General features: G+C 35.2%; 20 protein-coding genes. 12 read left to right on the forward strand and 8 right to left on the reverse strand.

Annotation, left to right across the window (positions count from 1 at the left end; all coding sequences use genetic code 11):
- Positions 1–126: 126 nt before the first annotated feature.
- Complete coding sequence (locus tag MKY04_RS21660) at positions 127–1,341, reverse strand: ISL3 family transposase (RefSeq protein WP_346234469.1); 1,215 nt, start codon at positions 1,339–1,341, stop codon at positions 127–129.
- Between the two features lie 246 nt (positions 1,342–1,587).
- Between MKY04_RS21660 and MKY04_RS21665 the strand changes: the two genes are divergently transcribed.
- Complete coding sequence (locus MKY04_RS21665) at positions 1,588–4,680, forward strand: efflux RND transporter permease subunit (RefSeq protein ID WP_346235108.1); 3,093 nt, start codon at positions 1,588–1,590, stop codon at positions 4,678–4,680.
- A 189-nt stretch (positions 4,681–4,869) separates the two neighbouring features.
- On the opposite strand, the gene safA is transcribed toward MKY04_RS21665, so the two are convergent.
- Positions 4,870–5,478, reverse strand: a complete 609-nt coding sequence (gene safA, locus MKY04_RS21670) for a SafA/ExsA family spore coat assembly protein (protein WP_346235109.1) — start codon at positions 5,476–5,478, stop codon at positions 4,870–4,872.
- 346 nt (positions 5,479–5,824) lie between these two features.
- Here safA and pgeF point away from each other — a divergent pair, with 346 nt between their 5' ends.
- Positions 5,825–6,583: a peptidoglycan editing factor PgeF gene (gene pgeF / locus MKY04_RS21675; protein WP_126292376.1), complete on the forward strand. Its 759-nt coding sequence runs from the start codon at positions 5,825–5,827 to the stop codon at positions 6,581–6,583.
- 49 nt (positions 6,584–6,632) lie between these two features.
- Here pgeF and MKY04_RS21680 read toward each other — a convergent pair whose 3' ends face one another.
- The 3 genes from MKY04_RS21680 to MKY04_RS21690 form a co-directional block, all read right to left on the reverse strand.
- The gene (locus tag MKY04_RS21680; RefSeq protein ID WP_126292377.1) at positions 6,633–9,824 is read right to left on the reverse strand and encodes an efflux RND transporter permease subunit; all 3,192 of its coding nucleotides are present in this window, start codon (positions 9,822–9,824) and stop codon (positions 6,633–6,635) included.
- Between the two features lie 3 nt (positions 9,825–9,827).
- Positions 9,828–11,228 (reverse strand): efflux RND transporter periplasmic adaptor subunit, encoded by a 1,401-nt coding sequence (locus MKY04_RS21685; protein WP_126292378.1) that lies wholly within the window; start codon positions 11,226–11,228, stop codon positions 9,828–9,830.
- Between the two features lie 285 nt (positions 11,229–11,513).
- A complete protein-coding gene (locus MKY04_RS21690) occupies positions 11,514–12,968 on the reverse strand; it encodes a TolC family protein (protein WP_346235110.1) in 1,455 nt (484 codons plus the stop codon).
- A gap of 318 nt (positions 12,969–13,286) precedes the next feature.
- Here MKY04_RS21690 and MKY04_RS21695 point away from each other — a divergent pair, with 318 nt between their 5' ends.
- Positions 13,287–14,183: a TetR/AcrR family transcriptional regulator gene (locus MKY04_RS21695; protein ID WP_126295588.1), complete on the forward strand. Its 897-nt coding sequence runs from the start codon at positions 13,287–13,289 to the stop codon at positions 14,181–14,183.
- Between the two features lie 306 nt (positions 14,184–14,489).
- Here the strand turns inward: MKY04_RS21695 and MKY04_RS21700 are convergent, their stop codons facing one another.
- Positions 14,490–16,076: an S-layer homology domain-containing protein gene (locus tag MKY04_RS21700; RefSeq protein ID WP_126295587.1), complete on the reverse strand. Its 1,587-nt coding sequence runs from the start codon at positions 16,074–16,076 to the stop codon at positions 14,490–14,492.
- Positions 16,077–16,291: 215 nt separating this feature from the next.
- On the opposite strand from MKY04_RS21700, the gene MKY04_RS21705 reads away from it, so the two are divergent.
- From MKY04_RS21705 to MKY04_RS21730, 6 genes are all read left to right on the forward strand, one after another.
- A complete protein-coding gene (locus MKY04_RS21705) occupies positions 16,292–17,704 on the forward strand; it encodes a LysM peptidoglycan-binding domain-containing protein (RefSeq protein ID WP_126295586.1) in 1,413 nt (470 codons plus the stop codon).
- A gap of 56 nt (positions 17,705–17,760) precedes the next feature.
- Positions 17,761–18,951 carry a M14 family metallopeptidase gene (locus MKY04_RS21710; RefSeq protein WP_126295585.1) on the forward strand — a complete coding sequence of 397 codons (1,191 nt, stop codon included), beginning with the start codon at positions 17,761–17,763 and terminating at the stop codon, positions 18,949–18,951.
- A 135-nt stretch (positions 18,952–19,086) separates the two neighbouring features.
- Entirely contained in the window at positions 19,087–20,319 is a 1,233-nt protein-coding gene (locus tag MKY04_RS21715) for a cysteine desulfurase-like protein (protein WP_346235111.1), read from the forward strand.
- Between the two features lie 263 nt (positions 20,320–20,582).
- Complete coding sequence (locus MKY04_RS21720; RefSeq protein WP_126295583.1) at positions 20,583–21,200, forward strand: hypothetical protein; 618 nt, start codon at positions 20,583–20,585, stop codon at positions 21,198–21,200.
- Between the two features lie 197 nt (positions 21,201–21,397).
- A complete protein-coding gene (locus tag MKY04_RS21725) occupies positions 21,398–21,568 on the forward strand; it encodes a hypothetical protein (RefSeq protein ID WP_346235112.1) in 171 nt (56 codons plus the stop codon).
- A 12-nt stretch (positions 21,569–21,580) separates the two neighbouring features.
- Positions 21,581–21,772, forward strand: coding sequence for an H-type small acid-soluble spore protein (locus MKY04_RS21730; protein WP_126295582.1), 192 nt, complete (start codon positions 21,581–21,583; stop codon positions 21,770–21,772).
- A 289-nt stretch (positions 21,773–22,061) separates the two neighbouring features.
- On the opposite strand, the gene MKY04_RS21735 is transcribed toward MKY04_RS21730, so the two are convergent.
- Positions 22,062–22,286, reverse strand: a complete 225-nt coding sequence (locus tag MKY04_RS21735) for a DUF1540 domain-containing protein (protein WP_126295581.1) — start codon at positions 22,284–22,286, stop codon at positions 22,062–22,064.
- 430 nt (positions 22,287–22,716) lie between these two features.
- On the opposite strand from MKY04_RS21735, the gene MKY04_RS21740 reads away from it, so the two are divergent.
- The gene (locus MKY04_RS21740) at positions 22,717–23,256 is read left to right on the forward strand and encodes an ECF transporter S component (RefSeq protein ID WP_346235113.1); all 540 of its coding nucleotides are present in this window, start codon (positions 22,717–22,719) and stop codon (positions 23,254–23,256) included.
- Between the two features lie 126 nt (positions 23,257–23,382).
- Here the strand turns inward: MKY04_RS21740 and MKY04_RS21745 are convergent, their stop codons facing one another.
- Complete coding sequence (locus tag MKY04_RS21745) at positions 23,383–23,751, reverse strand: winged helix-turn-helix transcriptional regulator (protein WP_126295579.1); 369 nt, start codon at positions 23,749–23,751, stop codon at positions 23,383–23,385.
- Positions 23,752–23,921: 170 nt separating this feature from the next.
- Between MKY04_RS21745 and MKY04_RS21750 the strand changes: the two genes are divergently transcribed.
- Together MKY04_RS21750 and MKY04_RS21755 are read left to right on the forward strand one after the other, a co-directional pair.
- The gene (locus tag MKY04_RS21750; RefSeq protein ID WP_346235114.1) at positions 23,922–25,130 is read left to right on the forward strand and encodes an MFS transporter; all 1,209 of its coding nucleotides are present in this window, start codon (positions 23,922–23,924) and stop codon (positions 25,128–25,130) included.
- Positions 25,131–25,408: 278 nt separating this feature from the next.
- Entirely contained in the window at positions 25,409–26,251 is an 843-nt protein-coding gene (locus MKY04_RS21755) for an aldo/keto reductase (protein ID WP_346235115.1), read from the forward strand.
- Positions 26,252–26,267: the final 16 nt, after the last annotated feature.

A 26,267-nucleotide genomic window follows, 5' to 3' on the forward strand; every position in this document is an offset into this window, starting at 1 on the left:
GCTAGTATGCCACGACCTCGCGCATAAAGGAACCGTCCCAAAATGACTTTTCGGGCGGTTCCTTTTATCTTTTTAAAAGGTTCTATGTCAAATGTTGGGGTGAAGTGATATTACACGGCACCCCGATTATCCTAAATGAACCCCAATTTTCTTATATAAATTATTTAATAAAATTTTCGCTTTAAAGTGTTCATAGCTTCTAAAACCATAAGCATTGCGCTTCAAAACTTTTGATTTATTATTAATTCCTTCTAAAAAACCATTTGAATATCCAAAACTTAAACTATTTAAAATTTCAACTTGCCAATTTTTTAGCGTTTGAATAGCCTTTAAAAATGCCGGAATATTTGCTTCTTCTACCTTTCGGTAAAAGGCTTCTAATCTTTTTTTTATTTCTATCAAATCATTTGAAGTTTTTGCCCAATCAAACCATTCGCAGTAAGCTTCTTTTAATTCATAGGCTTGCTTTAGTTCCTTCGACATTCCTATGTAACGATTTAAGTACCAACGATTCGTTTCTGTTAACTTATCAAATCGTTTATATAGTACATGACGCATTTTCTTACATTTCTTTCGATCATATGCATGCCATTCTTTTTGAACATTTCGACGTACTTCATCTAGTGCCCAGTAAATATAACGACAATAATGAAAGCGATCCGCAATAATAATCGGGCGATTTAACGCCTTCCTAACTGCTGCTTTAAAGCTTGGATTCATGTCCATAACCACAATTTCTACATCTGCACCGTATTTCATCAAGTAATCCTTAATGGTTTCTTTTCTACGATTTGGTAAAATATCAATTGGTTCATGTGTTTCCGCATTGGCAATAATTAATTGATAAGTTCCCGCATCGGTATCTGCTTTATATTCATCAATCGCGATACATTTTGGTAAATGAACCCCTTCATTTAATTGTTCCTTTACTACTTCTTTAAAGCGACGAATCACTGTTGAGCTTGATGTACCAAGTACTTCAGCTGCTTCTTTAAATGTTTTTGCCTTTATTGAACGGATTCGTACAACTTGATTCCATTCTTTCGAGAAACGTTGATATTTATCCACGAAAGGGGATTTTTCTGAAAAACGTTTCCCACATTGGCATACATAACGACGACGTTTATAAAAAAGGACGGTTAATCGTTCAAACCATTTTAAATGATTAATTTTTTGAATTCGATAATCATGGACTTTTGATGTTATATTCTTGCATGCCGGACATTGATGTTCTTTTTTTGGTATGGAAACGTGTAGAACAATACGTTCCCCCATCTCCTCCACCTTATGAACAGTTACACCTTTTAATCCTGGAATATTCATGTTAAAATTCATTTGCACGTATCACCTTTCATTGCTTGTTTCTAGACAATTCAAGTATATAGAAATCGGTGATTACGTGCTTTTTTATTTATGAATTTTTTCAAACCCCAACAAATATTATAGAGCCTTTTAAAATCACTTAATTAATACATAAAAATCTCTTCACATAAATTCCCTTCTTTTGAATTGCTTAATATTACACATATTAAAAACAAGTAAACAGTTAATTTACTAAATATAACGGCATAGAAGGCAGGAGAAAAGGTGAAAAGCTTAGTCAATTTTGTATTAAAAAATAAACTAGCCGTTTGGTTGCTAACCATCATCGTTACAATTTCAGGCATTTATTCAGGAACCCGAATGAATATGGAATCAATCCCCGATATTTCAATTCCATATTTAATCGTTATGGGCGTCTATCCGGGTGCTACACCTGAACAAGTAATGGAAGAAGTATCAATTCCTTTAGAAAATGCTGTTGAAGGTCTTGAAGATATTGCTGCAATTTATTCAACTTCATCCTCTAACATGTCTCAGATTCAAATTGAATATGACTATGGGGTTGATATGGATGAAAAGAAACGACAACTAGAAGCAGCACTTGATAATGTGACCTTGCCAGAAGATGCGCAAGAACCAACGATTATGGCTATTAGTATGAACATGATGCCTGTTATTGCATTGTCAGTAAGCAGCAGTAAAAAGGATATTGTCGAATTAACCTCAACGGTTGAAAATAATTTATTGCGAAAGATAGAAGAAATAGATGGTGTGGCATCTGCTACCATTACAGGTCAACATATTAAAGAAGTGGATTTCGTTTTTAATGAAGAAAGAATGGCAGCACTTGGTTTAACAGAAGACTCTGTAAAACAAATAATTCAAGCCAATGATATAGCCTTGTCATTAGGTTTATTCGAGTTTGAAGAAGGTGAAGAAGCCATTTCTATTGACGGCAAATTAAAAACCGTTGAAGAGTTAAGAAATTTATTAATACCTATTACACCTACTGCTGAAAATCCTACACCCTTTGTTCGACTTAGTGATATTGCAACAATTGAAACAGTTGGGAAAGTTGAATCGGTTTCGCGTACAAATGGCGAAGATGCGATAGCTATCCAAATCGTGAAAGGGCAACAAGCAAATACTGTAAAGGTTGTAAACGCAGTTAAAGATTTAATCGAGGAAGAAGAAGCTTCTACCGATGGACTTCATATTGATATAACTCTAGATCAAGGTAAACCAATTGAGCAATCTGTATTTTCTATGCTTGAGAAAGCTATTTTTGGTGGATTTATTGCGGTTTTAATCATACTTTTATTTTTACGTGATTTTAAATCGACGGTTATTTCAATTATCTCAATTCCAGTTTCAATATTTATCGCCTTACTTTTGTTAAATTGGATGGACATTACGTTAAATATTATGACTTTAGGTGCTGTTACAGTAGCTATTGGGCGAGTAATCGATGACTCAATTGTTGTAGTAGAAAACATTTACCGCCGTATGCATTTAAAAGAAGAGAAACTACGCGGCCGTGCATTAATTCGGGAAGCTACGATTGAAATGTTTAAACCAATTTTATCTTCAACTTTAGTAACTGTTGCAGTATTTGCACCTCTTATTTTTGTAGGCGGAATGGTTGGGGAATTGTTTATGCCTTTCGCTTTAACCATCACATTTTCTTTAGGTGCATCATTACTTGTTGCTATTACTGTTGTACCAGCACTTTCTCACTTCTTATTCCGAAAAAAATTGTACAGTGAAAAAACTGAAAATAAACATAAAGAAGTTGGCAAACTGGCGCTTTGGTATAAAAGGATTTTAGCCACAGCATTGAACCACAAAGTAGTAACATCATTAATAGCCTTTATTCTATTAGCTGGTTCCCTTGCTCTTACACCTTTAATCGGCTTTAGCTTCATGGGTTCATCAGAAGAGAAGGTAATGTATCTAACCTATACTCCAGAAGCAGGTGAACTTGAGGAGGAAACCTTAGCCAATGTGGAAGAGGTTGAGCGAGAATTAATGAAGCGAGACGATATTAATATTGTACAGCTATCTATAACAAACCCAGATAACACTAATCCAGCTTCAATGATGATGGGCGGCGCTGCAGGTGGAGCACTAATGTATCTTATTTTTGATGAAGATATGGAAAATTTCCCCGAAGCAAGAGAGGAAGTTGAGGACTATGTGTTTAACCTTGGTCAATCAGGTGAATGGACATCCCAAAACTTTAGCACTGCGTCGATAGCTTCAAATGAAATTAGTTATACACTTTATAGCGACAACTTAGATGATTTGTTAACAGCTGTAGACCAAGTAGAAGATGCATTGGTACAAGTAGAAAACCTAGAGGATATATCAAGTGATGCAGAAGATCCATATGTAGAAAATACCTTTATAATAGAACAAGAACATATATTACAATATGGCTTAACAACTGCTCAAATTGTCATGGCATTATCCAATTCAGACTCAAGGGAAGTTTTAACAACTGTTAAAAACGACGGCCATAATATTGAAGTGATCATTCAGCGTGAAGAAAAAACAGAGCCGAAATCATTACAGGAGCTGCTCGCAACTGAAATTGATACAGCTATCGGAATAACAATGCCTTTATCGGAATTAGTTGCTGTCGAGAAAGGAACAACATTAAATACATTAACTCGTTCAAAAGGAGAATATTACGCAACTGTTTCAGGAACGATCATTGGTGATGATGTCTCGGTAGCTTCTGCTGAGGCAGATGAAAAAATTAATGATTTAGATTTACCTGAGGGTGTTACGACAGGCGTGGCAGGTGTTGCAGCAGATATCGCCGAAACATTTACTCAACTGGGAGTTGCGATGGTCGCAGCAATTGGCATTGTATACTTTATACTAGTCGTAACATTCGGGGAAGGTTTAGCGCCATTTGCTATTCTATTTTCCTTACCGTTTACGGTAATTGGTTCTTTTGCAGGACTATATTTGACAGACCTAACGATTTCGGTCTCGGTTATGATGGGACTTTTAATGTTAATAGGCATCGTTGTCACAAACGCAATTGTACTTGTAGACCGAATTATTCATATGGAACACGATGGTTTATCAATTCGAGAAGCGATTCTCGAAGCAGGTACTACACGGCTCCGCCCAATTTTAATGACTGCAATCGCAACAATTGGAGCAATGTTGCCCATGGCACTTGGAATAGGCGGTGGAGGAGGTCTTATTTCCATGGATCTCGCCATTACTGTAATTGGCGGCCTACTTAGTTCAACCATATTAACATTAGTGATTGTACCTATTATTTATGAAATTCTATCCAACATGCTAAAGAAAAATCGTAAAGATATAGAGGAAAATTGACTTTTTAACTAAGGTGGCTGAAACTTCAGGCACCTTTTTCTTCTCAGAAAATTAAAAAGCTTATTATCTGGTGTACATACCCGAATTTATTATTTTAAACAAAAAACTGTACAGAAGTAGATTTCTGTACAGCTTTACCTGGGAAATAGAAGTTTAAAAAGTTATTATTTTAGCTATTAAGCAGCCGTATTACTTCTGAATAAACATTTGTGTCCAGTAGTTGCCATCAGCTACATATCCTACACCAATATGAGTATAGTTTGAGTTTAAAATATTTGCTCTATGTCCTGCACTGTTCATCCATGCATTCACTACTTCTTGTGCTGTTCTTTGTCCCTGTGCAATGTTTTCACCAGCTGATTTATAAGTTATACCGTAGTTTTTCATCATTGTAAATGGTGAGCCATATGTAGGGCTTGTGTGACTAAAGTATTTTTTATCATGCATATCTTGAGATTTATGTTCTGCAACTCTTGCAAGCTCCCAATCATATTTTAATGCTGGTAGGCCTGCATTTGCTCTTTCAACATTAACAAGTCGAATAACTTCTTGTTCGACTGCTTGTCCTTGTTGTTCGGGAATATTAATTTTTTGACCTGGATAGATTAAATTTGGATTTGCTAATTGTGGATTTGAGTCAATTAATTCTTGAACTCCCGTTTGTGTTTTTACTGCGATTTTCCAAAGTGAATCCCCTGAAACTACTGTATATGAACTTGCTGCCAAAGCGGTAGCCGGTATTAATAAAGATGCACCTAAAATAGAAGCTATTACTCCTTTTTTCAAGTTTTTTAACATCTAATCATTCCTTCCTATTTATTATGCTATTATCATAAATAGTTTAATAGAGAAATTCACCGCTAAAAATTTGGCTGTATTATTACAGGACTGTTACAGAGGGGATAACTAGATATAAGAACCCTTTTGATTTGCGATTTCCCCATCCTATTTTTCCGTTAATTTTGAAATATGAATGTAATAGGTAAATATTACTGGAGGAAACAGTTATCCAATTAGTTTTCCAAAATGGTATATTTACAGAAATTTTCCCGCTTGTTATGCAACAAAATTAGGAGAAAAAAGTTAAACTATTATTGATAGTTTTTTTGAGAAATTTAAAATAAATAGTAAAGAAGGTGATGAGATGAAAATAAATTTTTATTTAAACAATGAGAAATGGCTTTCGGGCATTACGTTAAAAGATTCAAGTGAACCTGAACAAAGTAATATGGCACTGCATATATGTGAAAATCCTAATTTAATAATAGAAAACCGCAAAAAATTAGCCGATATTTTAAATTGTGAACTAGATGATTTTGTTTGTGCGAATCAAACACATAGTGCAAATGTTTATCGTGTAGAATTGTCCGACAAAGGGCGCGGAGCAAAAAACACAGAAACAGCTATCCCTAATACTGATGCACTTTATACGTACGAACCGAATGTTTTACTATGTACATTCACAGCAGATTGTGTCCCTGTAATTTTTTATCACGAGTCAAAAGGTCTTATTGGTGTAATCCATTCAGGTTGGCAAGGTACAGTAAAGGAAATCACTTATAAAGTATTTGAACATTTAAAGCAGGCTGAAAAATGTGATCCTAGTGATTTCTATGTTCATCTTGGAACTGCTTTAAGTCAGGAAAAGTTTGAAGTAGATGAGGATGTGTATGTTAAGTTTAAAAATCTTGGTTATGCTGAAGACTTCATGTATTACAAAGAAGAAACAAATAAATATCATATCAATAACCAACAAACTGTGAAAAGACAATGTGAATTAGCTGGAATTCCACCTAAAAATATTACGATTGATTCTACATGTACTTTTATAAGTCCACAGGGCTTTTCTTACCGTGAAGATAAAAAAAGCGGGAGACATTTAAGTTTTATTATGAAAAAATAATAAAAAAGGTAACCCATATTTTAATTTTGGGTTACCTTTTTGATATTTATTATGGTGTCTCTACTTCTGGTGTTGGTTCTACTTTCTCTTTGTTACGCTTAAACGGCCATTTTCTATTAGGCTTACCTAATTTTGTTGGTCGATCAGAATTATCTTGATTATCTTTTTTGTTTCGTTTGAATAAACCTTTAAATTTGTTATTAATATTTTCAATCGTCACATACATAACAGGTACGAATACTAGAGTAAACATTGTAGAAACAGTTAAACCAAATACAACAACAACTGCCATAGGTTGTTGACTTTCTGCACCTTCACCAATCGCAAGCGCAAGTGGTATCATCGCCAACACTGTTGTTGCCGTCGTCATTAAGATTGGACGTAGACGGCTCTTACCAGCTTCAACGATTGCTTCCATTCGTTCCATTCCTTTTTCACGTAAAATATTGATATATTCAACAAGGAGGATACCGTTGTTTACTACAATCCCTGCAAGCATTATCAGTCCAATAAATCCAGGTAAACTTAGTGAAACGTTCATGATAAATAGACCTAGGATAACCCCAATAAGCATTGTTGGCATCGAGAACATAATTACAAAAGGAGTAACAAATGATTCAAACTGAACCGCCATTACCATATATACAAGGAATATACCCAGTACTAGTGCCAACCCAAGTTGGCCGAACGATTCCATCATTTGTTCGGATTGACCACCTGTAGAAATTTCATAGCCATCTGGTAATGAGATTTGAGCTAATTGTGCGTTAATTTCCTGTGTAACAGTTCCTAAGTCCTTACCAATAATATCACTCGTAACATTGACCCCTCTAATTTGATCCTGACGATTAATTTGTGATGGTCCTTGTACTTGTACTAATTCAGCAACAGCTGTCAATGGAATATTAATACCTTCAGCATTCCGGATCATCATTGTTTCAAGATCTCGAACAGTCGTTGTACTTTCATCAGAGAATGAAACATTTACATCGTATTCTGTTCCATCTTCTTTATATTGTGTAGCAACTTGGCCATAGAAAGCTAAACTTATCTCTGACATGATTTGTTGATAAGAGAGACCATACTCTGCTGCTAGTTCGCGGTTAACAATAACTTGAATTTCAGGGTTACCATCTGAAAACGAACTTTCAACATTTAAAGTACCTTCAATATCTTCCATTATCCAAACTACTTGTTGTGATAAATCTTTTAATACATCAAGATTGTCACCTTTGATTTGAATTTGAATTGGTGATCCAGTACTCATACCTTGGTTGCTATCTATTACTGTAATTTCAGCACCAGGAATATCACTAACTAATTCAGACACTTCAGCGACAAATTCTTTTGTTGTTATTTCACGTTCGCTAGATTTAACAAGTTGTATCATATAGGATGCTGTGTTAGCACTGCCGGCACTTACACCATCTGTACTTCCACCAATACTCACGGCATTAACATCCATAATATCTTCATAATTTGCTAGTCGTTCATTAATTTCATCTACTACTGCTTTTGTTTCCTCTAATTGAGAACCATTTTGTAAAGTAGCTGTTATCGTTACTTGACCACTATCTGATACAGGCATCATTTCCATACCTACAACTGGGAGTAGTGCAAAACTTCCAATAAAAGCAGCAATAACAATCGAAATAACTGTTTTACGACGATGCAATGCTTTTTTCAATACTTTGCCATAGAAGTTTTTAAACTTGTTAAGCATTTTGTTAAATAAGTCTTTTGGTTCTTCATTATCCATGGCAATCTTTACATTTCCCAACATCTTAGATGATAACATTGGGATAAGTGTAATCGCACATACTAATGATGCTGTCAACGAGAATACAACAGCTAAAGAAAGCGGTCTAAATATTTGTGAAGCAATTCCTTCAACAAAGACAACTGGAAGGAATACAACCGCTGTTGTCAGCGTAGAAGCGATAACGGCTGAAACTAGTTCTGAAGCCCCTTCTGCTGCCGCATCTAATACAGGTAGACCCTCTTGCCGTTTTTTAAAGATATTTTCCAGGATAACGATCGAACTATCCACCATCATCCCAATCCCGAGAGCTAAACCACCCATAGATATGGTATTTAACGTTTCACCTGTGAAATACATTAATGTAAATGTAGAAATAACCGCTATTGGCATTGTTATTCCAATTACAAGTGTTGCTTTAAGGCTTCTTAAAAAGAACAATAAGATAATTGCGGCTAAACCGCCACCAATAATCATATTTTGAACGACGGAATCCATGGAGTCTGAAATGTAAGTTGATGTATCCATGATTGTAGTTAATTTTAATCCGCGTTCTTCAAACTTTTCATTTAAGTCTGCCATAACTTTTTGAACATCTTCTGCTACTTCAACGGTATTGGCATCAGATTGTTTCATAATAGAAAACATTAGTGTTTCTTCACCATTTACTGTCGAAATAGAAGACTGTTCTTTAAAAGTATCCACAACTTCGGCTACATCACTAACTTTAATAGTTGTCCCATCTGGAAGTGGTATATTTGTATTTCGAATATCGTCTACCGATGTATACTCGCCGACAACACGAAGCTGTACATCTTTGCCACCACGTTCAACTGTACCGGCAGAAATAGACTTATTTTCAGCTTGTAATGCTGAAATAATTTGTGAACCTGTAACGCCATAATTTGTAAGCATTGCGGAATCAAGATTTACCTGGATTTCCCGCTCAATGCCCCCCACAATTGAAGCAGAGGCTACGCCACCCGCTCGCTCAATTGCTGGTTGAACTTCATTTTCTGCAATATCTTGTAGTTCACTTAGTTCAGCTCCTGTTAAACTAGCATATACGACCGGCATTGCATTTGGATCCAAACGCATTACCATTGGGTCATTTGCAGCTTCTGGTAACATACCTCCGATTTGATCGATCTTTTCACGAACATCAATTAATGCGTCGTCAATATCGCGACCAAAATCAAACATCATAATTACTAGTGAAGCTCCCTGTTGGGAAGTAGATTGAAGTGTATCCAACCCTTCAATCGTACCAACAGAGGATTCAATAGGTTTGGTAATTAATTCTTCAATTTCTTGTGGAGATGCACCTGTATAACTTGTGGCTACAACTGCAATTGGCAAATCCATTTTGGGGAATAAATCTACTTTTAAACCCGCCAACGAAATAAATCCAAGAACAATTGCTACCACGACAAACATGATAACGCCAACAGGACGTTTAATTGAAGTTTTAATAAGTTTCAACGTCTAGTCCTCCTCCATAATTTCAACTAAATTGCCATCTTCAAGGAGGTATTGACCACTTACGACGATTTGATCATTTTCTTTTAAATCACCACTTACACTTGTGAACTCCGTATTACTTAATCCAACTTCTACTTCTTTCATTACTGCTCTTCCATCAGAAATGATGAATACGACAGATTTACTTTCTTTTGTCGTAATAGCAGTAGTAGGGATAATCAAAGAATTATCTTCTTTAATCTCTTCAACTATGACTGAAGCAACCATTCCTGGTCGTATTTTTTTGTCTGAATTATCGATTTCAATTTCAACCGAGAATAAACCGTAGCCTGTACTTACTGAAGAAATATAAGCAACTGTACCTTTGAAATCATCTTCTAAACCTGCCACTTTTACATCAACTTCATCGCCTACATTAAATGAATTGAATAAATTGGAAGATATGCTGATATTTAGTTTCACTAAATCTGTAGAAACGATTGTTGCAAATGTACTTCCATTTGAAGCCATTTCCCCAACTTCTCCAACGACATCGGTCACTTCACCTGAAATTGTTGCTTTAATAACTTTGTCATCTAAGTTTTCCATTGTGGTATCTAAATTCAATTGTGCTTGATCCACTGAAATTTGTGCTTGTTGAACACCTATTTCTGCATCTTTCAAAGATGTTTCCGCAATTTCTAAATTTAATTCGGCTTGTTCAACGGCTTCTTCTTGTGCTTTCAAGTTCGACTCCCTTTGAGCTTGTTCTTTTGATAATTTTGCTTGCTCTAAGGCATTTTTCGCACTTTTTTCCGTACTTACTGCACTTTCATATTCCTGTAAGGGAATTAGACCTTGGTCATATAAAGTTTTACTGCGTGTTAAATTCTTTTGCGCCGTTTCCCATGAACTTTGGGCATTATCTAATTGAATATCTAAATTTTTAATATTATCTTCCTGATTTTGCTTTGCTTGCTCTAAAGCTGTTTTAGCAGACTTAAGTGAATTAGCGGATTGTTCATAACTAGTTTGGGCACGGGATTTTGCATTTTGTGCACTTTGCAAACTTGTTTTAGCTTGTTCTAAACTAGTTCGCTGCTGCTTAACAGCATTCTGTTCATTTGTATCGTCAAGTTGTGCGATAACGTCACCTTTTTGAACGATATCTCCTTTTTCAACGTAAATATTTACTATCTCACCAGCTGCTTTTGGCATTACATTTACTTCATTTTCTGCCTCTATTGTTCCAGTTAATTGATTGCTATCTGTTAAGACACCGTACGTTACCGGTGCTACTTCAACTGGTAATGCCTTCTCTTGTTCTTCGCCTACTTGGTTCTCTTGTTGTCCACTGCATGCTGTTAAAATAATTGCAGAAGCGACAATTGATAAAGCACCAAATAACTTATTGTTTTTCCTCATCTAGATATGAATCCTCCTCAAAAAACTAAGCATATATTCATTCGATAGAAGTTAGCAATATTATGTAGAATCATTTTCTATAAAGCGAAATACCATCAGTAGGGAGATGGAGCTCATATGGTTTATAAAATGTTCTCCGGTAAAATACCGTTTTTACATCTGCCTTCATTCCCTAATAATGGGTATATAACCCATCTAAATATAAACAATTACCCCCACTTTATAAGATTTCCGATTTTGCTCATTATCTTAAAGTGGGGGTCTTTCATGTTCATAAAAATAAAACTAGTTTGTTAAAATTACACCTTCTCCAAGGGAATCAACTTTTTGTTTTAGTAAATAGTATTGATATTTTGCACTATTGTAAGTTAATTCCGCTTGCTTTACTGCTAGACTGGAAGATTCATAATCTTTTTTTGATAATAAGCCCAAATCATAGTAAAGCTGTGTATCGGCAATATCTTCTTTTGCATATGTTAACTCTTTTTCAGCGTCTTTAACCGCTTTATACTGAGATTCAACTTGTGCAAACATAGCATTTATCGCATTCTCTAATTCTACTTCTAAAGATTCAATGTTTAATTTTGCAACTTCAATATCTATTTCTGCTTTATCTTCTTGCTCATCAGTTGGGTCATCAAGATCTTCTACATAGTCAAAATTGTCTTCAGCTATTCTTAACTGTGTTCTTGCATTGACCATATTATAGCTGTTATAAATTAATTCCTCTGTAGGTTTTTCCTGTTGCAACAATGTAACTTCGCCTAATTCAGGTGTGACGATTTGATAGTCATCGTTATAAGCGATACCAATTGTTAATGCGAAAGAAGCTTTATCATTTTTTAATTGCTTTTCCGCAAGGGCGATATCTTCTTCTAATTTTGTTAAATCGCGAGTAGCATCTTCATATTCGTCTTCAGATATTAGCCCAAGGTCGTAGCGGATTTTTGCATTATTCGTTTCCGCTTGTTGATTTTCAAGATTCGCTTTCATTAAATCTAATTGCTCCTGCGACATTAGTAGCCCAAAAAATGTCGAGGCAATTGATAATTTAATTCCTTCACGCATTTGAATTCTACTGTTAAATGTAGTTGTAATATTAAGATCTAATTGATCTAGTTGTGCATCAAGTGATTCTAGGGTTTGTGTTAATGAATAAATTTGTTCTCTAACAATTGCTAATTTTTCTGCTGTACTTTGTTCTAGCACTTTATATTCACTTAAAAAATCCTCGATATTTACTAATAATGTTTCCAGTGTTGCAGCAGGGTCACCTGCATTTTCTGAATCATTAATAATAGCATCTATTTCTTCAATATTTAAGCTTCTTAGTAAATTTACTAAACTATTAATTTTCTTATCAAAATTATCAATTGTTGCAGAATCTCCTGATGTTGCTTTTTCTTTTTCAAGTTGTTGCTCTAAATCTTTATATTGATCTTGAAGGGCATCGAGGTTATCCTCTACATCATCATAACTCTCATCTGCTGCATCCTCTGAAATTCTAAGGCTTTCCAACGTATACTCTAATTCCATTAGTGAAAAGTCACTATTTAAACCATACATCATGGCATCCTCTAAAGTTAGAGAATCTACATGAACTCTCTCTGTTATTTCTTCACTTTCATCTTCATTATCTTCAGCGGCCAATACTTCTATTGGTGCTGTATTTAAAAGGGCAGATGAAAAGGAACCGATTGCAAGCATCGAAACCAATCCGAAAGTCATACTCTTCTTCATTTTCCTCTTTACTCCTCACTATCAATTTTGAGAAAATACCGGCAAATTTTTCATCACAAAGTATTCGGCGTTCTTTAAAAACTATTTTAAAGAAGCATTTTTCAACAATGGGATATACTATAATTCTTCTTTTTTACTATACAAACAGAAATTGGACAGTCCTCCACTCCATTCATATTATTCAACAAAATTCATTTTATACCATTAGTCCATTTAACACAATTATTCTTCTCAATTTTTTTAAAATATTGTAATGTAAGGGCTTTTATTTTAGACTATTGGTATAAAACGAATATTCAACAACAAAAAGGTGACGTAATGAATAAAAGGAAAAGACAAATTATCCTTGCTGCCCGGAAACTTTTTATTAAAAAAGGGTTTACAGATACTTCCATCATGGATATTATTTCGGAAGCAAATGTTTCAAAGGGAACATTCTACAATCACTTTTCTTCTAAAAACGCTTGTTTGATAGCCATATTAGAAGAAACAAGAGAAGAAACGATTAATGAACGTTATAAAATTGGTATAAACAAAGATCCCTCAGATGTTAATGTATTAGTTAATCAAATTTCTCAATTATTGCATATTAGTCGTAAGCGCAACTTAATGGAGATTTTTTCATCTATTTTTGGCAATGCCGATAAGGAAATAATAGATGTTCTCGAGAAACATTTTATGCTTGAAGTAGAATGGTTAGCAAAGCGACTTGTTGAAATTTACGGTGAGAAAATTAAAGATATTTCATATGAATGTGCTACACAAGTATTTGGTATGATTCAGTTTACAATTCGAATACTAATGATATCTAATAAGCAGCAATGGATTTCACCTGAATCTGTTGTAAAAGTCGTGCTTGGCCATAACGATGCAATTATCCATCGTTTACTTGAAACGAAGGAAATAGTTATTACACCTAATATTTTCAATTCATACCAAGATGACATAGATGAGAAAGTTATTTCAAAAGTTACCATAATTGAACAGCTACAATTATTTAACGAAAAACTAACTGAAAAAGATTCAGAAAATAGTGTAGAACTTGCTAATTTTTTATTAGAGGAATTGCAAAGGCCTGATGAGAGATTGCATGTATTAGAATCGATTTTTTATTTCTTTAGTAAATCCTTTGAAAACACTCCACACAGGGAAGAAGTAAATGAAATCTCAATTTCATTTTGGGAATATTTGGAGCGCAAAAAGAGCAACCATTAGATTTTTAGATCACCTTATAGAAGTATGAAAAAGGCATATTCCTGTAGCCGAATCTAGTTTAAGTACAAGAATTGGTGTATATTGACTCTGGGCATTCAGACAATGTCAGCACAATATACCCATGTACAATGGAAGTAATCAGAAGCACTGTTTACGCTATTGAGGGTGGAACGCAAATCACTTCGATAGTAGGAGCGAGCGATTTGTTCTAGGTATCATAAAAAGTTTTATACTTTCGTAATAAAAATACACCTTTCAACAGATGGTACTTTGCCCCCTGTTAAAAGGTGTTTTGTTTTACATTAGTTACTTAGAATCTTCCAACTCTTCTTCTGCGTCTGAAATCGCTTTTTCTAATTCTTCTATTTCATCGATTAAAGCATCCATATCAATCTTTTCTAATCTATCTAGAGCTTTTTGTGCATCTTTTATGACTTTTTCCAGTTTTTCGCGAGCATCGTAAATATCGCCTTTATCTTCCTCATCTAGTGCATCATCCAGCGCATCAATCGCATCATCTAATAAATCTTTAAAATAGTCAATTTGGTCCTCAGCTTTTTTCTCTAGCAAATCTCCTACTTCATCAAACAGATCTTTTGCCTCTTCAATAGCTTCTTCTAATTCTTTTTCTTCATCCTCCAAAACATCTACTGTAGAATCTTCATACATTTCAAATGTCTTCTCTGCTTCTTCTATTGCAGTTTCCAAGGCTTTATATGCATCTTGTAATAGATTAAGCGAATTTTCTTTTATAGCTCTTTCTGCATCTTCTCGCGCATCTTCAAGTGCTTCTAAAGCATCATCTATTTCTTCTTCGTATAATTCCTTATCAAATGTATTTGCATACGCCTTATCAACATCGTTTTTTGCTTTACGAATGGCATTTTCTAATACACTTTGCAATAAATTCAATTCTTTAAGATTTACTTTACGGATTTTTTCGAGAGTAGCTTCCCCCTTAATAATTGCATCATCAAGGTCGCTTAAAACCTTCAGTAAATCCTTTTCTGCTTCTTCAATCTCTTCTTCATCATCTTCTTCTTTAGCCTCTTCAAGTTCATCTAATGCTTTCTCTACTTTCTTCTGTGCCGATTTTATATCATCCGCTGCATTGTCTAACTCACGTTCATATTCTTTTAGTTTGGCTTCGTCTACTTCTTCTTTCCCGCCAGTCTCTTCTTCATCTATAACGTCATTATCCCCGTCATTTTCTTCAACCGGCTCTTCAACAGTGTCTGGCACCTCAGTATTGTCCCAGCCCTGCCATGTATCCCAAATATCATCAATTGAATCGCTTCGCTTATAATCAATCGTACGTTTAATGAAAGCGGCTAAATGTGCACGACCAACATAGTCTTGTGGATTATACTTGCTTTCATTAGTAGTAATCCCTAGAGCACCTAGTTTACCGGAGAATTCATAGAACCAATCTTTTTCATTTACATCATCAAAAGTTTTTAATTGACTAGAATTAAGATCAAACGCTATAACTAAAATTTTCGCCATTTGTGCGCGTGTTAAAGAATCGCCTGGATTGAAATATTCCCCTGAAGAGAAGACTCCTTTTTCTGTTAAAGCGGCAATTGCAGGATAGTGTGAGCTTGTTGTTGGTACATCCTTAAAGCCCGGATTGCTTACATTTGTTAAATCTAGATTAAGTGCTTTTGCTATAATGGACGCTGTTTGTGCTCTTGTAATATTTTGATCCGGCTTAAATGTTTGATCTTCAAACCCACCGATAATGTTAAACTCCGATAATTTTTGAACAGATTCAGCATACCAAGCATTGTCTTCTACATCAGAAAACATCTTTTTTTCGGCAAAGGTTTGCGTTGCGCCAAAAACAAGTAACCCAGCAGTTAAAACTGCACCAACACTCTTTTTATATTTCACATCGTTTCCCCCTAGGTATGTATTTAAATCTCTTACTTTATTAATATTTTAGTTGAAACAAAGTGAAAATGAAAATAATATATGGGATTATTAGAAATTTGTTCCACACCCAACTTCTACACTCTTGCTGAAGTAGATTATTTTAATTTCCTATTATTATTTAGTTTGAAAATTCATATATTCCTTTAATGACTACTAAAAGAGGGGGCTACACATTGCTTATTCATGTTGTACAACGGGGAGAGACACTATGGCAAATTGCAAACCGATACAACGTTACTATAGCTGCGATACAACAAATTAATCAGCTGCCAAATCTAAACCAAGTGCTGATAGGTCAATCAATCGTAATTCCTGTTGCAGGAACAACACATATTGTTAAATATGGTGAAACATTATGGTCAATTGCTCAAACATACGACGTCCCCGTTAACAGCATTTTACAAGCTAATCAAATCACTAATCCAAACCTTCTTTATCCTGGTGTTTCGTTATATATTCCACCTCGACTCCATACTGTTCAACCCGGTCAAACTATATGGCAAATTGCAAATTTTTACGGCACTTCAGTACAATCTATCCTGACTGAAAATCAAATTCAAAACCCAAGCCTTGTATATGTAGGTGCACAATTAATTATTCCAAGGCGCAAACCAATTATTGAAGTAAATGCTTATACTTATCAAAAAGACGAAGAAGCAGCTGCATCCATAAATACAATTGGTCATCTCCTTACGTATTTAATTCCTTTTGCATATATGATTAAAGAGGACGGGACTTTAGAGCCGTTTGCAGATGAATTAATGCTTTCTGCTGCACAATCTAATAATATCGTTCCTTTATTATCCATAACGAACCTATCTACAACTTCAACAGGTACAAACTTAGCGCATGTTGTTTTATCCAATCCAAGTATACGAGAAACGCTGATTACAAATATTCTTCAACTGATGGAAAACAAAGGATACAAAGGATTGAATATTGATTTTGAATATGTTTTGCCAGAGGATCGTGAAAATTATAATCAATTTCTTCAATTAGCCGTAGATCGACTTCATCCAAGAGGATATATTGTTTCTACCGCCGTCGCCCCAAAGACCAGTGGGGAGCAAGAGGGTATTTTGTATACTGCTCATGACTACGAAGCACACGGAAGGATAGCAGATTTCGTTATACTAATGACCTACGAATGGGGCTGGAGGGGGGGAACTCCACAAGCAATTTCACCTATTAATCAAATGCGCAGTGTTGTAGAATATGCACTTTCAGTAATGCCCGCAAACAAAATTTATTTAGGTTTTCAAATTTATGCACGGGATTGGAAAATTCCTCATGTGGAAGGTGCAATTGCAGAAACCTTTAGCCCTCAAGGAGCAATATATCGAGCCAATAAATATAATGCAGCTATTCAATACGACAGCACTGCTCAATCACCTTTTTTCCGTTATACAGATGAGCAAGGGCAAGAACATGAAGTCTGGTTTGAAGACGCAAGAAGCGCCCAGGCAAAGTTTGATTTAGTTAAACAATATAACTTACGCGGTATTAGTTACTGGGCTCTAGGATTTCCTTTTCCGCAAAACTGGGCTTTACTTAATGACAATTTTGATATTCAAAAGCTAATGTAATAACAGCTATAAAGAGTATTATTAAGCTTCAGCATCTTCACTTTGGGAGGAACAAAATGGACATTTTCGTCAGACCCGGTGTTTCTTTTTGGTACTTAAGTCAAGTTTTTTCAATACCTCTACGATTAATTCTCGATTCCAATCGAGAAACAAATTCACAAGCTCTATCAATCGGCCAGCGTATACGCATTCCTGGATATGTTTCGGTCAATTATCAAATTCAATACGGAGACTCTTTATGGTTAATTGCACAAAGAAATAACCTGTCTCTTGATATGCTATTTCTATCCAACATTGACTTAAATCCAAATCAATTACAAGTAGGACAAACGATTAGGGTTCCTAGAAGAGTAACATGGAGCTTAGTAAATGGAAAACAAAATTATGATTACAACACAATGATGAATGATTTGCAGACACTTGTTGCTGTATATCCTTTTATACAAATGTCGAATATAGGAACTTCCGTATTGGGGCTGAATCTTCCAGAAGTTTTAATTGGAAATGGCTCAAAACGGGTTCATTATAATGCCTCCTTCCATGCAAATGAATGGATTACTACACCCGTCCTAATGACATTCTTAAATGATTATTTATTATCACTTACAAATCAAAATTCAATTCGTGGAATATCAACACTGCCTCTTTATCTACAAACTATGCTTTCAATTGTCCCAATGGTCAATCCAGACGGGGTAAACCTTGTTATAAACGGCATCCCTGAAAATGCATCATGGGGTGAGCAAGTCATTGAGTGGAATGATGGTAGTACTGATTTTTCGAATTGGAAGGCAAATATTAATGGGGTAGACTTAAATGATCAATTCCCTGCACGATGGGAAGCAGAAAGAGAAAGAAATCCAAAAACTCCTGGACCAAGGGATTACGGAGGAGAAGCACCTTTAACTCAACCAGAGGCAATCGCAATGGCGGATTTAACAAGAAGGCGGGATTTTTCCAGAATTCTTGCCTTTCACACTCAGGGAGAAGTAATTTACTGGGGATTTGAAAATCTTGAACCCCCAGAAGCAGAAGTAATAGTTAATGAGTTTAGTAGAGTAAGTGGGTATGAAGCAGTAAAAACTATTGAAAGTTATGCGGGCTATAAGGATTGGTTTATACAAGAGTGGCGTAGACCCGGCTATACAGTTGAGCTAGGGACAGGTGAAAATCCACTTCCATTAAGTCAATTTGATGAAATCTATCAAGAAACATTAGGTATTTTCCTAGCAGGCTTATATATGTAGTGAATATTTTCTTAAAGGTGACTTTTTCAATTAAGTCACCCTTTTTCTCTTGTAATATCTATTACTTTAAAAGGGAAATTCCATTTTAAATAGAATTGAACTATTAGATGATATTCAAAAAGGGAGTGGTTAGATATGATCCAATTAAGTGAAATAAGACAGCACTTTCCAGCATTAAATCGGACGGAAAACGGTTTACCTGTTGCTTACTTTGATGGCCCTGGTGGTTCACAAGTTGCTCAACCAGTTATTGATGCAATTGTTGCTTATATGACAAATGGCGGAGCCAACTTACATGGGGAATTTGCAACGAGCAAGGAAACCGAACAGTGTATAGATAGAGCACGTCAAGCAATTGCAGATTTAGTTGGTGCAAAGCCAACTGAAGTTGCTTTTGGTCAAAACTCAACGTCTCTAATGTTTGCAGTTGCAAGAGCATTATCTAGAACATGGACGAATGAGGATAATATCGTTCTTTCTGAAATTGACCACCGTTCAAATGTTGATTCATGGATAACAGCTGCCCAAGATAAAAATACTAATGTACGTTTTATTCCAGTAGATACGAATACATTATCGCTAGATATTTCAGAACTTTCAGAACTGATTGATTCCAATACTAAAATTGTTGCAGTATCTCTTGCTTCTAATGTGATTGGAACGATTACAGATGTTGCACCAATAGTAAAACGTGCTAGAGAAGTCGGGGCAATTGTTATTGTTGACGCAGTCCATGCTGTTCCCCATTTTGCAGTCGACTTTCATACACTAGATGTCGATATTCTATTTTGTTCAACCTATAAATTTTTCGGCCCACATTTAGGCGTCGCTGTAATTAAAGAAGCATTGTTCGATTCATTAAACGTTTATAAACTAAAACCAGCTCCAAGTTACTTTCCTGATAAACTAGAAACTGGCACACAAAATCATGAAAGCATTGCATCCCTTGAATCCCTTGTGGAGTTTATTGCAAGCTTTGGCAATGGCAATAATCGACGCGAAAAAATAGTCAGTGCATATGAAGTAATTGAAAAGCATGAAAAAGTACTTGATCAAAGACTGCGTGGCGCTCTTGGAGAAATTCCTGAAGTGACACTATATCAATCGCCTTATGCAAAAACACCAACTATCGCGTTTAGAATTGAAAAAATTGATCCAATATCATTTTGTCAGCAAATGGCGAGCCGATACTCGATTTATATTGCTAGCGGTGATTTTTATGCTACTACACTTTGCGATAAATTAGGCATCACAGAAAAAGGTGGCTTTATCCGCGCAGGATTGGCACCATATAATACAGAACAAGAGATTGACCGCCTGATTTCTGCAACTCAAGCAATTATAGAGGCAGCTCAAATTACAAAATAGTTGGAAGGGAAAGTGGCTTTCCCAGAAGTATGTATCACAATTTTTTTGGGGGCAGTTTTCCTTATTTTTATACTTAAACCTTGATCTGAAGCTTCGCTTTCGATACAGAAAGAGGACGTCTCATACCCTTATGAGACGTCCTCTTTTTTTGAACTATTAATCACCAATTTAAAAGTAATTGAATACACTAAAAAGAATGCAATTTACTAAAAACAAATTCTACTGATTATGAGAAGCTTTTATCAGTAGAGGAATGGAGACCCATGAAAAAACTTTTACTTTTTCTGGCTTTTGCTACTTTTGTTTTTTTAGTTGGTTGTAGTAATTCAAATTCCCAAGAAGATATTGAAAAACAGGCTGTTGAAGAACCAAGCAAAACAGAAAACCCCAAAAATACTGATGAAGCATCAAATACTGAACAATCGGAAGATACTGAGCCTACTAGTTCCACCTCATCTTCTAATAGTGAAGAATTATCACAAGCATTTACAGAGTATATGAACGAAATAGTATTACTTGCACCTGAAGAAGAAAGAATAATTGGACTTTACGACAGTGTAACAGGTGTAAATTATGTAAATGATGAAATGATATACAATACACTTTTGAATGACGTGATACCTAGTTATAGACAATTTATCATCGATTTGGAAGCAATTATGCCAAAAAATCAAGAAATTAGAGAGCTTCACGAAATGTATATCGAAGCTGCAAACATACAATATAATTCATTTACTTTAATGATATCCGCATTAGAAGAGCAAAATGTCGATACTATAACTGAAGCAAATCAAGGATTAGACGAAGCTAGACGAATTCTAAGAGATTGGTTATATGGTATTGAAGATTTATCCCAAAAAACAGGTGTAAGTCTAGAATAAATCTTAATTCATTATTCAATGGGGCAAAACAGAAAAAGAATTTTCTGATTGCCCCTTATTTTATAACATAGCTCCTACAGTCATGTAGCCATCATTACATAAAAGGTATCTCCTTAAAATACTTTTCAGGGTTTATGATTAAAAAATCATGACAATGCCATATTAAGAAATGAACTGAAATGAAAGGAGACTACCTTATGGGCAGAGATGATAGTAAAGGAAAAAGTAATAATCGAAGTTCATTACCTCAAACCCCAAAAAGCCAAAAAATCGCACCAAATAGAATGAAGGAAGAGATGGCAGAAGAAATAGAAGAGCTTCATCTTTTGGTTGAAAAAGCGAAAAATAATACGAATGCTAATAAATAGGAGGTCATCATTTTGGAATTTCAACGTGCACAGGAAATTATAGATTCACCAAAAGAATATGAAGTTAGCTACAATGGTGTATCAATTTGGATAGACAAGCTGCATGACGATGGAAAAACAGCAACCGTTCACTTAAGACGTTCATTAGAGGAACGTTCTGAAGTTGATGTTTCCGAATTAAAAGAAGAATATCTAGTGCAATAATTAATGAGGGCTGTCAGAAAGTAAAATTCGGACAGCCCTATATTTCTTTGAACGATGCTCCCACATGCTTATTGATAAACTTAATTTCATAGCATAGGATTTTCTCCGTTTTCTATATAATTGATTAACATCCTTTTAGTTGTTTTTTACTTTAAAATGCATTAGACAATTAATGCCTACGAATTACAAGGAGCCGTTCTCAGGTAACTTTTGAACGGCTCCTCATTCTCAATGTTTTGAACAGCTGCCAATATGCACTAAAAATCGAACTCTTTAAACGAATTTCAATTTATAAAACGTGCTCTTTTTTAGGTCTGAACGTTTTACAGCATGTATCTGCAGAATGACCTGCTTCCTCCGAAATCGATTCAAAGTCAAGATCAGTAGCAAACTCTGTATTTTTGTTTTTTGAATGATAATCCATATCGATTTGGATCTTTTCAGCCCCACAAAGGTTCCCCTTTTTATGGAAAAAACAGTTCGTTACAGCACAGTTTACTTCTACATTTGGCATAGCTATCCTCCTCATTGATCTGTTTTGAAAAATATAGAAAAGGAATTTAACTGCCTAATCCATATTTCCTCAAAGCTTATTTTGTCCATTTGAAATTTTTTTATCATGATAAAAGTTTGGCGAGGAATACTAGCTTTAATTAGAATAACGGCAGAATACATCATTAAAAAATGCTTACTTTTTGGTTGGCTAATTTATGTATTATCCAATAATTTATGCTTAAAAGTTCCTAATACTGTAGAAAAAATCTCCTCTAAGACTACAAGCAACTTTTTCGATATCCCATTTTTTCTAATATCTTATTTCTAAAAACTTCTTATTTTGCCTCCATAACTGACCACTAAACTTTATGCAAAAGTGATACTTTTAAAAGTGCCAGACCTTCGTTATTCTTATCAGTAAATTTAAAAGTTAAGGATGGTTTATCACTATGCAAAAAACATACAGCGCTTCAAGTTCACGTACAAAAACTTTCGATTTAATTTTATCAGCTATGCTCATTGCACTCGTATTTGTTGCGACTGTCTTTTTGAATATAAAGCTGCCCATTACAGCAAATGGCGGATTAGTACATCTTGGAACTGCAATGCTATTTATATCCTCTATCCTTTTTGGACCTAAAAAGGGAGCCATTGCAGGTGCTATTGGTATGGGATTATTTGATTTAGTATCTGGTTGGACATTATGGGCACCATTCACTATTATTGCTCGTGGCTTACAAGGATATGTTGTTGGGAAAATTGCTTGGTCGAACGGACGCAACGGCAGCAGCATTAGTTTCAACATTATTGCTGCAATTGCCTCAGCACCTTTCATGTTAGCAGTCTATTACGTTTGTGAAGGTGTTTTATATAGTAACTGGATTGCACCAGCAGCTTCTATCCCTGGAAACATTGTTCAAAATGTTGTCGGAATCATTGTTGCGATTCCTGTCTGTGTTGTATTGAAAAAAGTTTCATTCTTTAAATAAAATTAACAGAAGGTGATGTCCAAAAATTTATTCTGGGGCATCACCTTTTGATTACAATAAACTGTATAGGGTCTGTTCAGAAAATTTTATTTTTCTGGAGAGGTCCTATTTTTTATAAGCTATCCATTACTTTAGATTTTCATTTAACACGTTATTTTCTAGAACCTCGAATTTATTGCCATATACTTTCGTAATATGATTTTCTCCCCAAGTACATAGGGAGTTTAAAATTCCCTCTAAACTCCAACCATATTCACTTAACTCATACTCAACTTTAGGAGGAACTTGATTATAAACAATACGATTAACTACACCATCTTCCTCCAATTCACGTAATTGTTGAGTCAGCATTTTTTGCGTAATATTTGGCATTAGACGTTTTAATTCGCTTGTCCGTTTTTTTCCATGTGTTAAGTGGCATAAAATTACGCATTTCCACTTCCCTCCAATTACCTCCAATGTTGCTTCTACCGAAATATTGTATTTTTTCTCCATTTATTAACCTCCCTACAGGTACCAAAAAGTAACTATATCACTTTTCGGTTTCTATATCACTTTAAAGTACGTACTTCCTTTCAATAACCTGTTATACCATAATAACATTTGCGAGATGCACTTTAACAAATTTTTTAAGTTTATTAATGATTTTAAGGAGGAAAACATAAATGCCTTTAGATAAAAAGCGAATCACATTCGCATTGCTTGCATTAGCAGTGAGTGCCTTTGCAATTGGTACTACCGAGTTTATAAGTGTCGGTCTATTGCCTCTCATTGCTGAAGATTTACAAATACCGGTTACTACAGCTGGTTTAACGGTTTCCTTATATGCTTTAGGTGTTACTTTTGGGGCGCCGATTTTGACCTCCCTTACTTCAAGGATGTCACGCAAATCATTATTGCTATACATTATGATTATTTTTATTTTAGGAAATAGTCTCGCTGCCGGAGCTACAAATATCGGGATTTTACTTGTGGCACGTGTGATCTCAGCCTTTTCACATGGTGTTTTCATGTCTATCGGTTCAACAATTGCAGCAGATTTAGTTCCAGAAAATCGCCGAGCTAGTGCCATAGCAATAATGTTTACTGGGCTTACAATAGCTACTGTTACTGGTGTTCCATTTGGTACATTTATTGGATTACATTTCGGATGGAGAATCGCCTTTATTGTTATTGTTTCAATTGGCGTTATCGCATTGATTGCGAATATGCTTCTCGTACCATCTCAATTAAGAAAAGGAACTCGCATAAAATTTAGCGATCAATTTAAATTAATTAAAAATGGCCGCCTATTACTTATTTTTATTATTACCGCATTAGGCTATGGAGGAACGTTTGTCGTCTTTACTTATCTGTCGCCTTTACTACAGAAAGTTACAGGATTTAATGAGGGAACTATTTCTGTGGTATTATTTGGATACGGTATTGCGATTGCAATAGGCAATACTTTAGGTGGAAAACTTTCTAATCGAAATCCAATTAAAGCATTATTTTATATGTTTATAGTTCAAGCCATTATTCTCTTTGTTCTTATGTTTACCGCACCATTTAAAATTGCGGGCTTAATTACAATTTTCTTTATGGGACTTCTGGCTTTCATGAATGTTCCCGGACTACAAGTTTATGTAGTTATGTTGGCAGAGCGTTATGTACCTACTGCGGTAGATGTAGCATCAGCTATTAATATTGCGGCATTTAACGCTGGAATTGCAATTGGTTCCTTCTTAGGCGGCATCGTTGCCGACTCTATTGGTCTTATTCATACTACATGGATAGGAGCCTTAATGGTTGCAGTTGCCGTTCTTCTAACTGGCTGGAGTCGATTCCTAGAAGCAAAGAGCAACGAAAATAACATCAGTGTTAGCAGCCTTTAGCTGTGTTTATGGCAAAAATCGCCACATCGCTATTTAGGCGGTCAATTAACTTCATATGAATCCTACAGCTGGAGTCTTGTCGAGAAAAGCCTTTTTTCGTAGGAGGAAGCACTTAGTGAATCTTGCTGCTGGACATTGCTAAAAAATTCATATACTTTCTTATTTGGTAAAAGAAAGATTTTATGAAGTACAGCTCTTACAAATAAATAAGGTGGTGGTGCGCTAATTTATTTGCTGGAATGTTTCAATACTTTATAAAAAAACTGGAGGAATAAATAATGATTAAAAATTTACAAGACACAACTACTTTGTATAACGGCGTTAAAATGCCTTGGCTTGGTATTGGCGTTTTTAAAGTTGAAGAAGGGCCTGAGCTAGTTAATGCTGTCAAATATGCTATTAAGCACGGCTACCGCAGCATTGATACAGCGGCTATTTACCAAAATGAAGAAGGCGTTGGGCAAGCCATTAAAGAAGGGCTAGCAGAGACAGGACTTTCTAGAGAAGATTTATTTGTTACATCAAAAGTGTGGAATTCTGATTTAGGTTATGAATCAACTCTTGCAGCTTTTGAGACAAGCTTAAAGAAGCTTCAGCTTGATTACTTAGATTTGTATCTTATTCACTGGCCTGTTGAAGGAAAATATAAAGATGCATGGCGTGCTTTAGAAACTCTTTATAAAGAAGGAAAAGTAAAGGCAATTGGAGTAAGTAATTTCCAGGTTCACCATCTTGAAGACTTAATGAAAGATGCAGAAATTAAGCCAATGGTTAACCAAGTAGAATTCCACCCGCTGTTAACTCAACAAGAAGTACGTGCTTACTGTAAAGCAAACGAAATTCAAGTAGAGGCTTGGTCTCCTCTTGCGCAAGGTCAATTATTGGATCATCCAGTTCTACAAGAAATCGCTAACCATTATAATAAAACAATTGCTCAAATTATATTACGCTGGGATTTACAAAACGGCGTTGTAACTATTCCAAAATCTACAAAAGAGCACAGAATTGTTGAAAACGCAGATGTCTTTAATTTTGAGCTATCAAATGAACATGTGGAGCAAATTAATCAATTAAATAAAAATCACCGTGTAGGTCCAGACCCTGACAACTTTGATTTTTAAGTTTTTTAAAAACAGA

The sequence above is a fragment of the Lysinibacillus telephonicus genome, from assembly GCF_039654155.1.
Taxonomy (GTDB): domain Bacteria; phylum Bacillota; class Bacilli; order Bacillales_A; family Planococcaceae; genus Ureibacillus; species Ureibacillus telephonicus.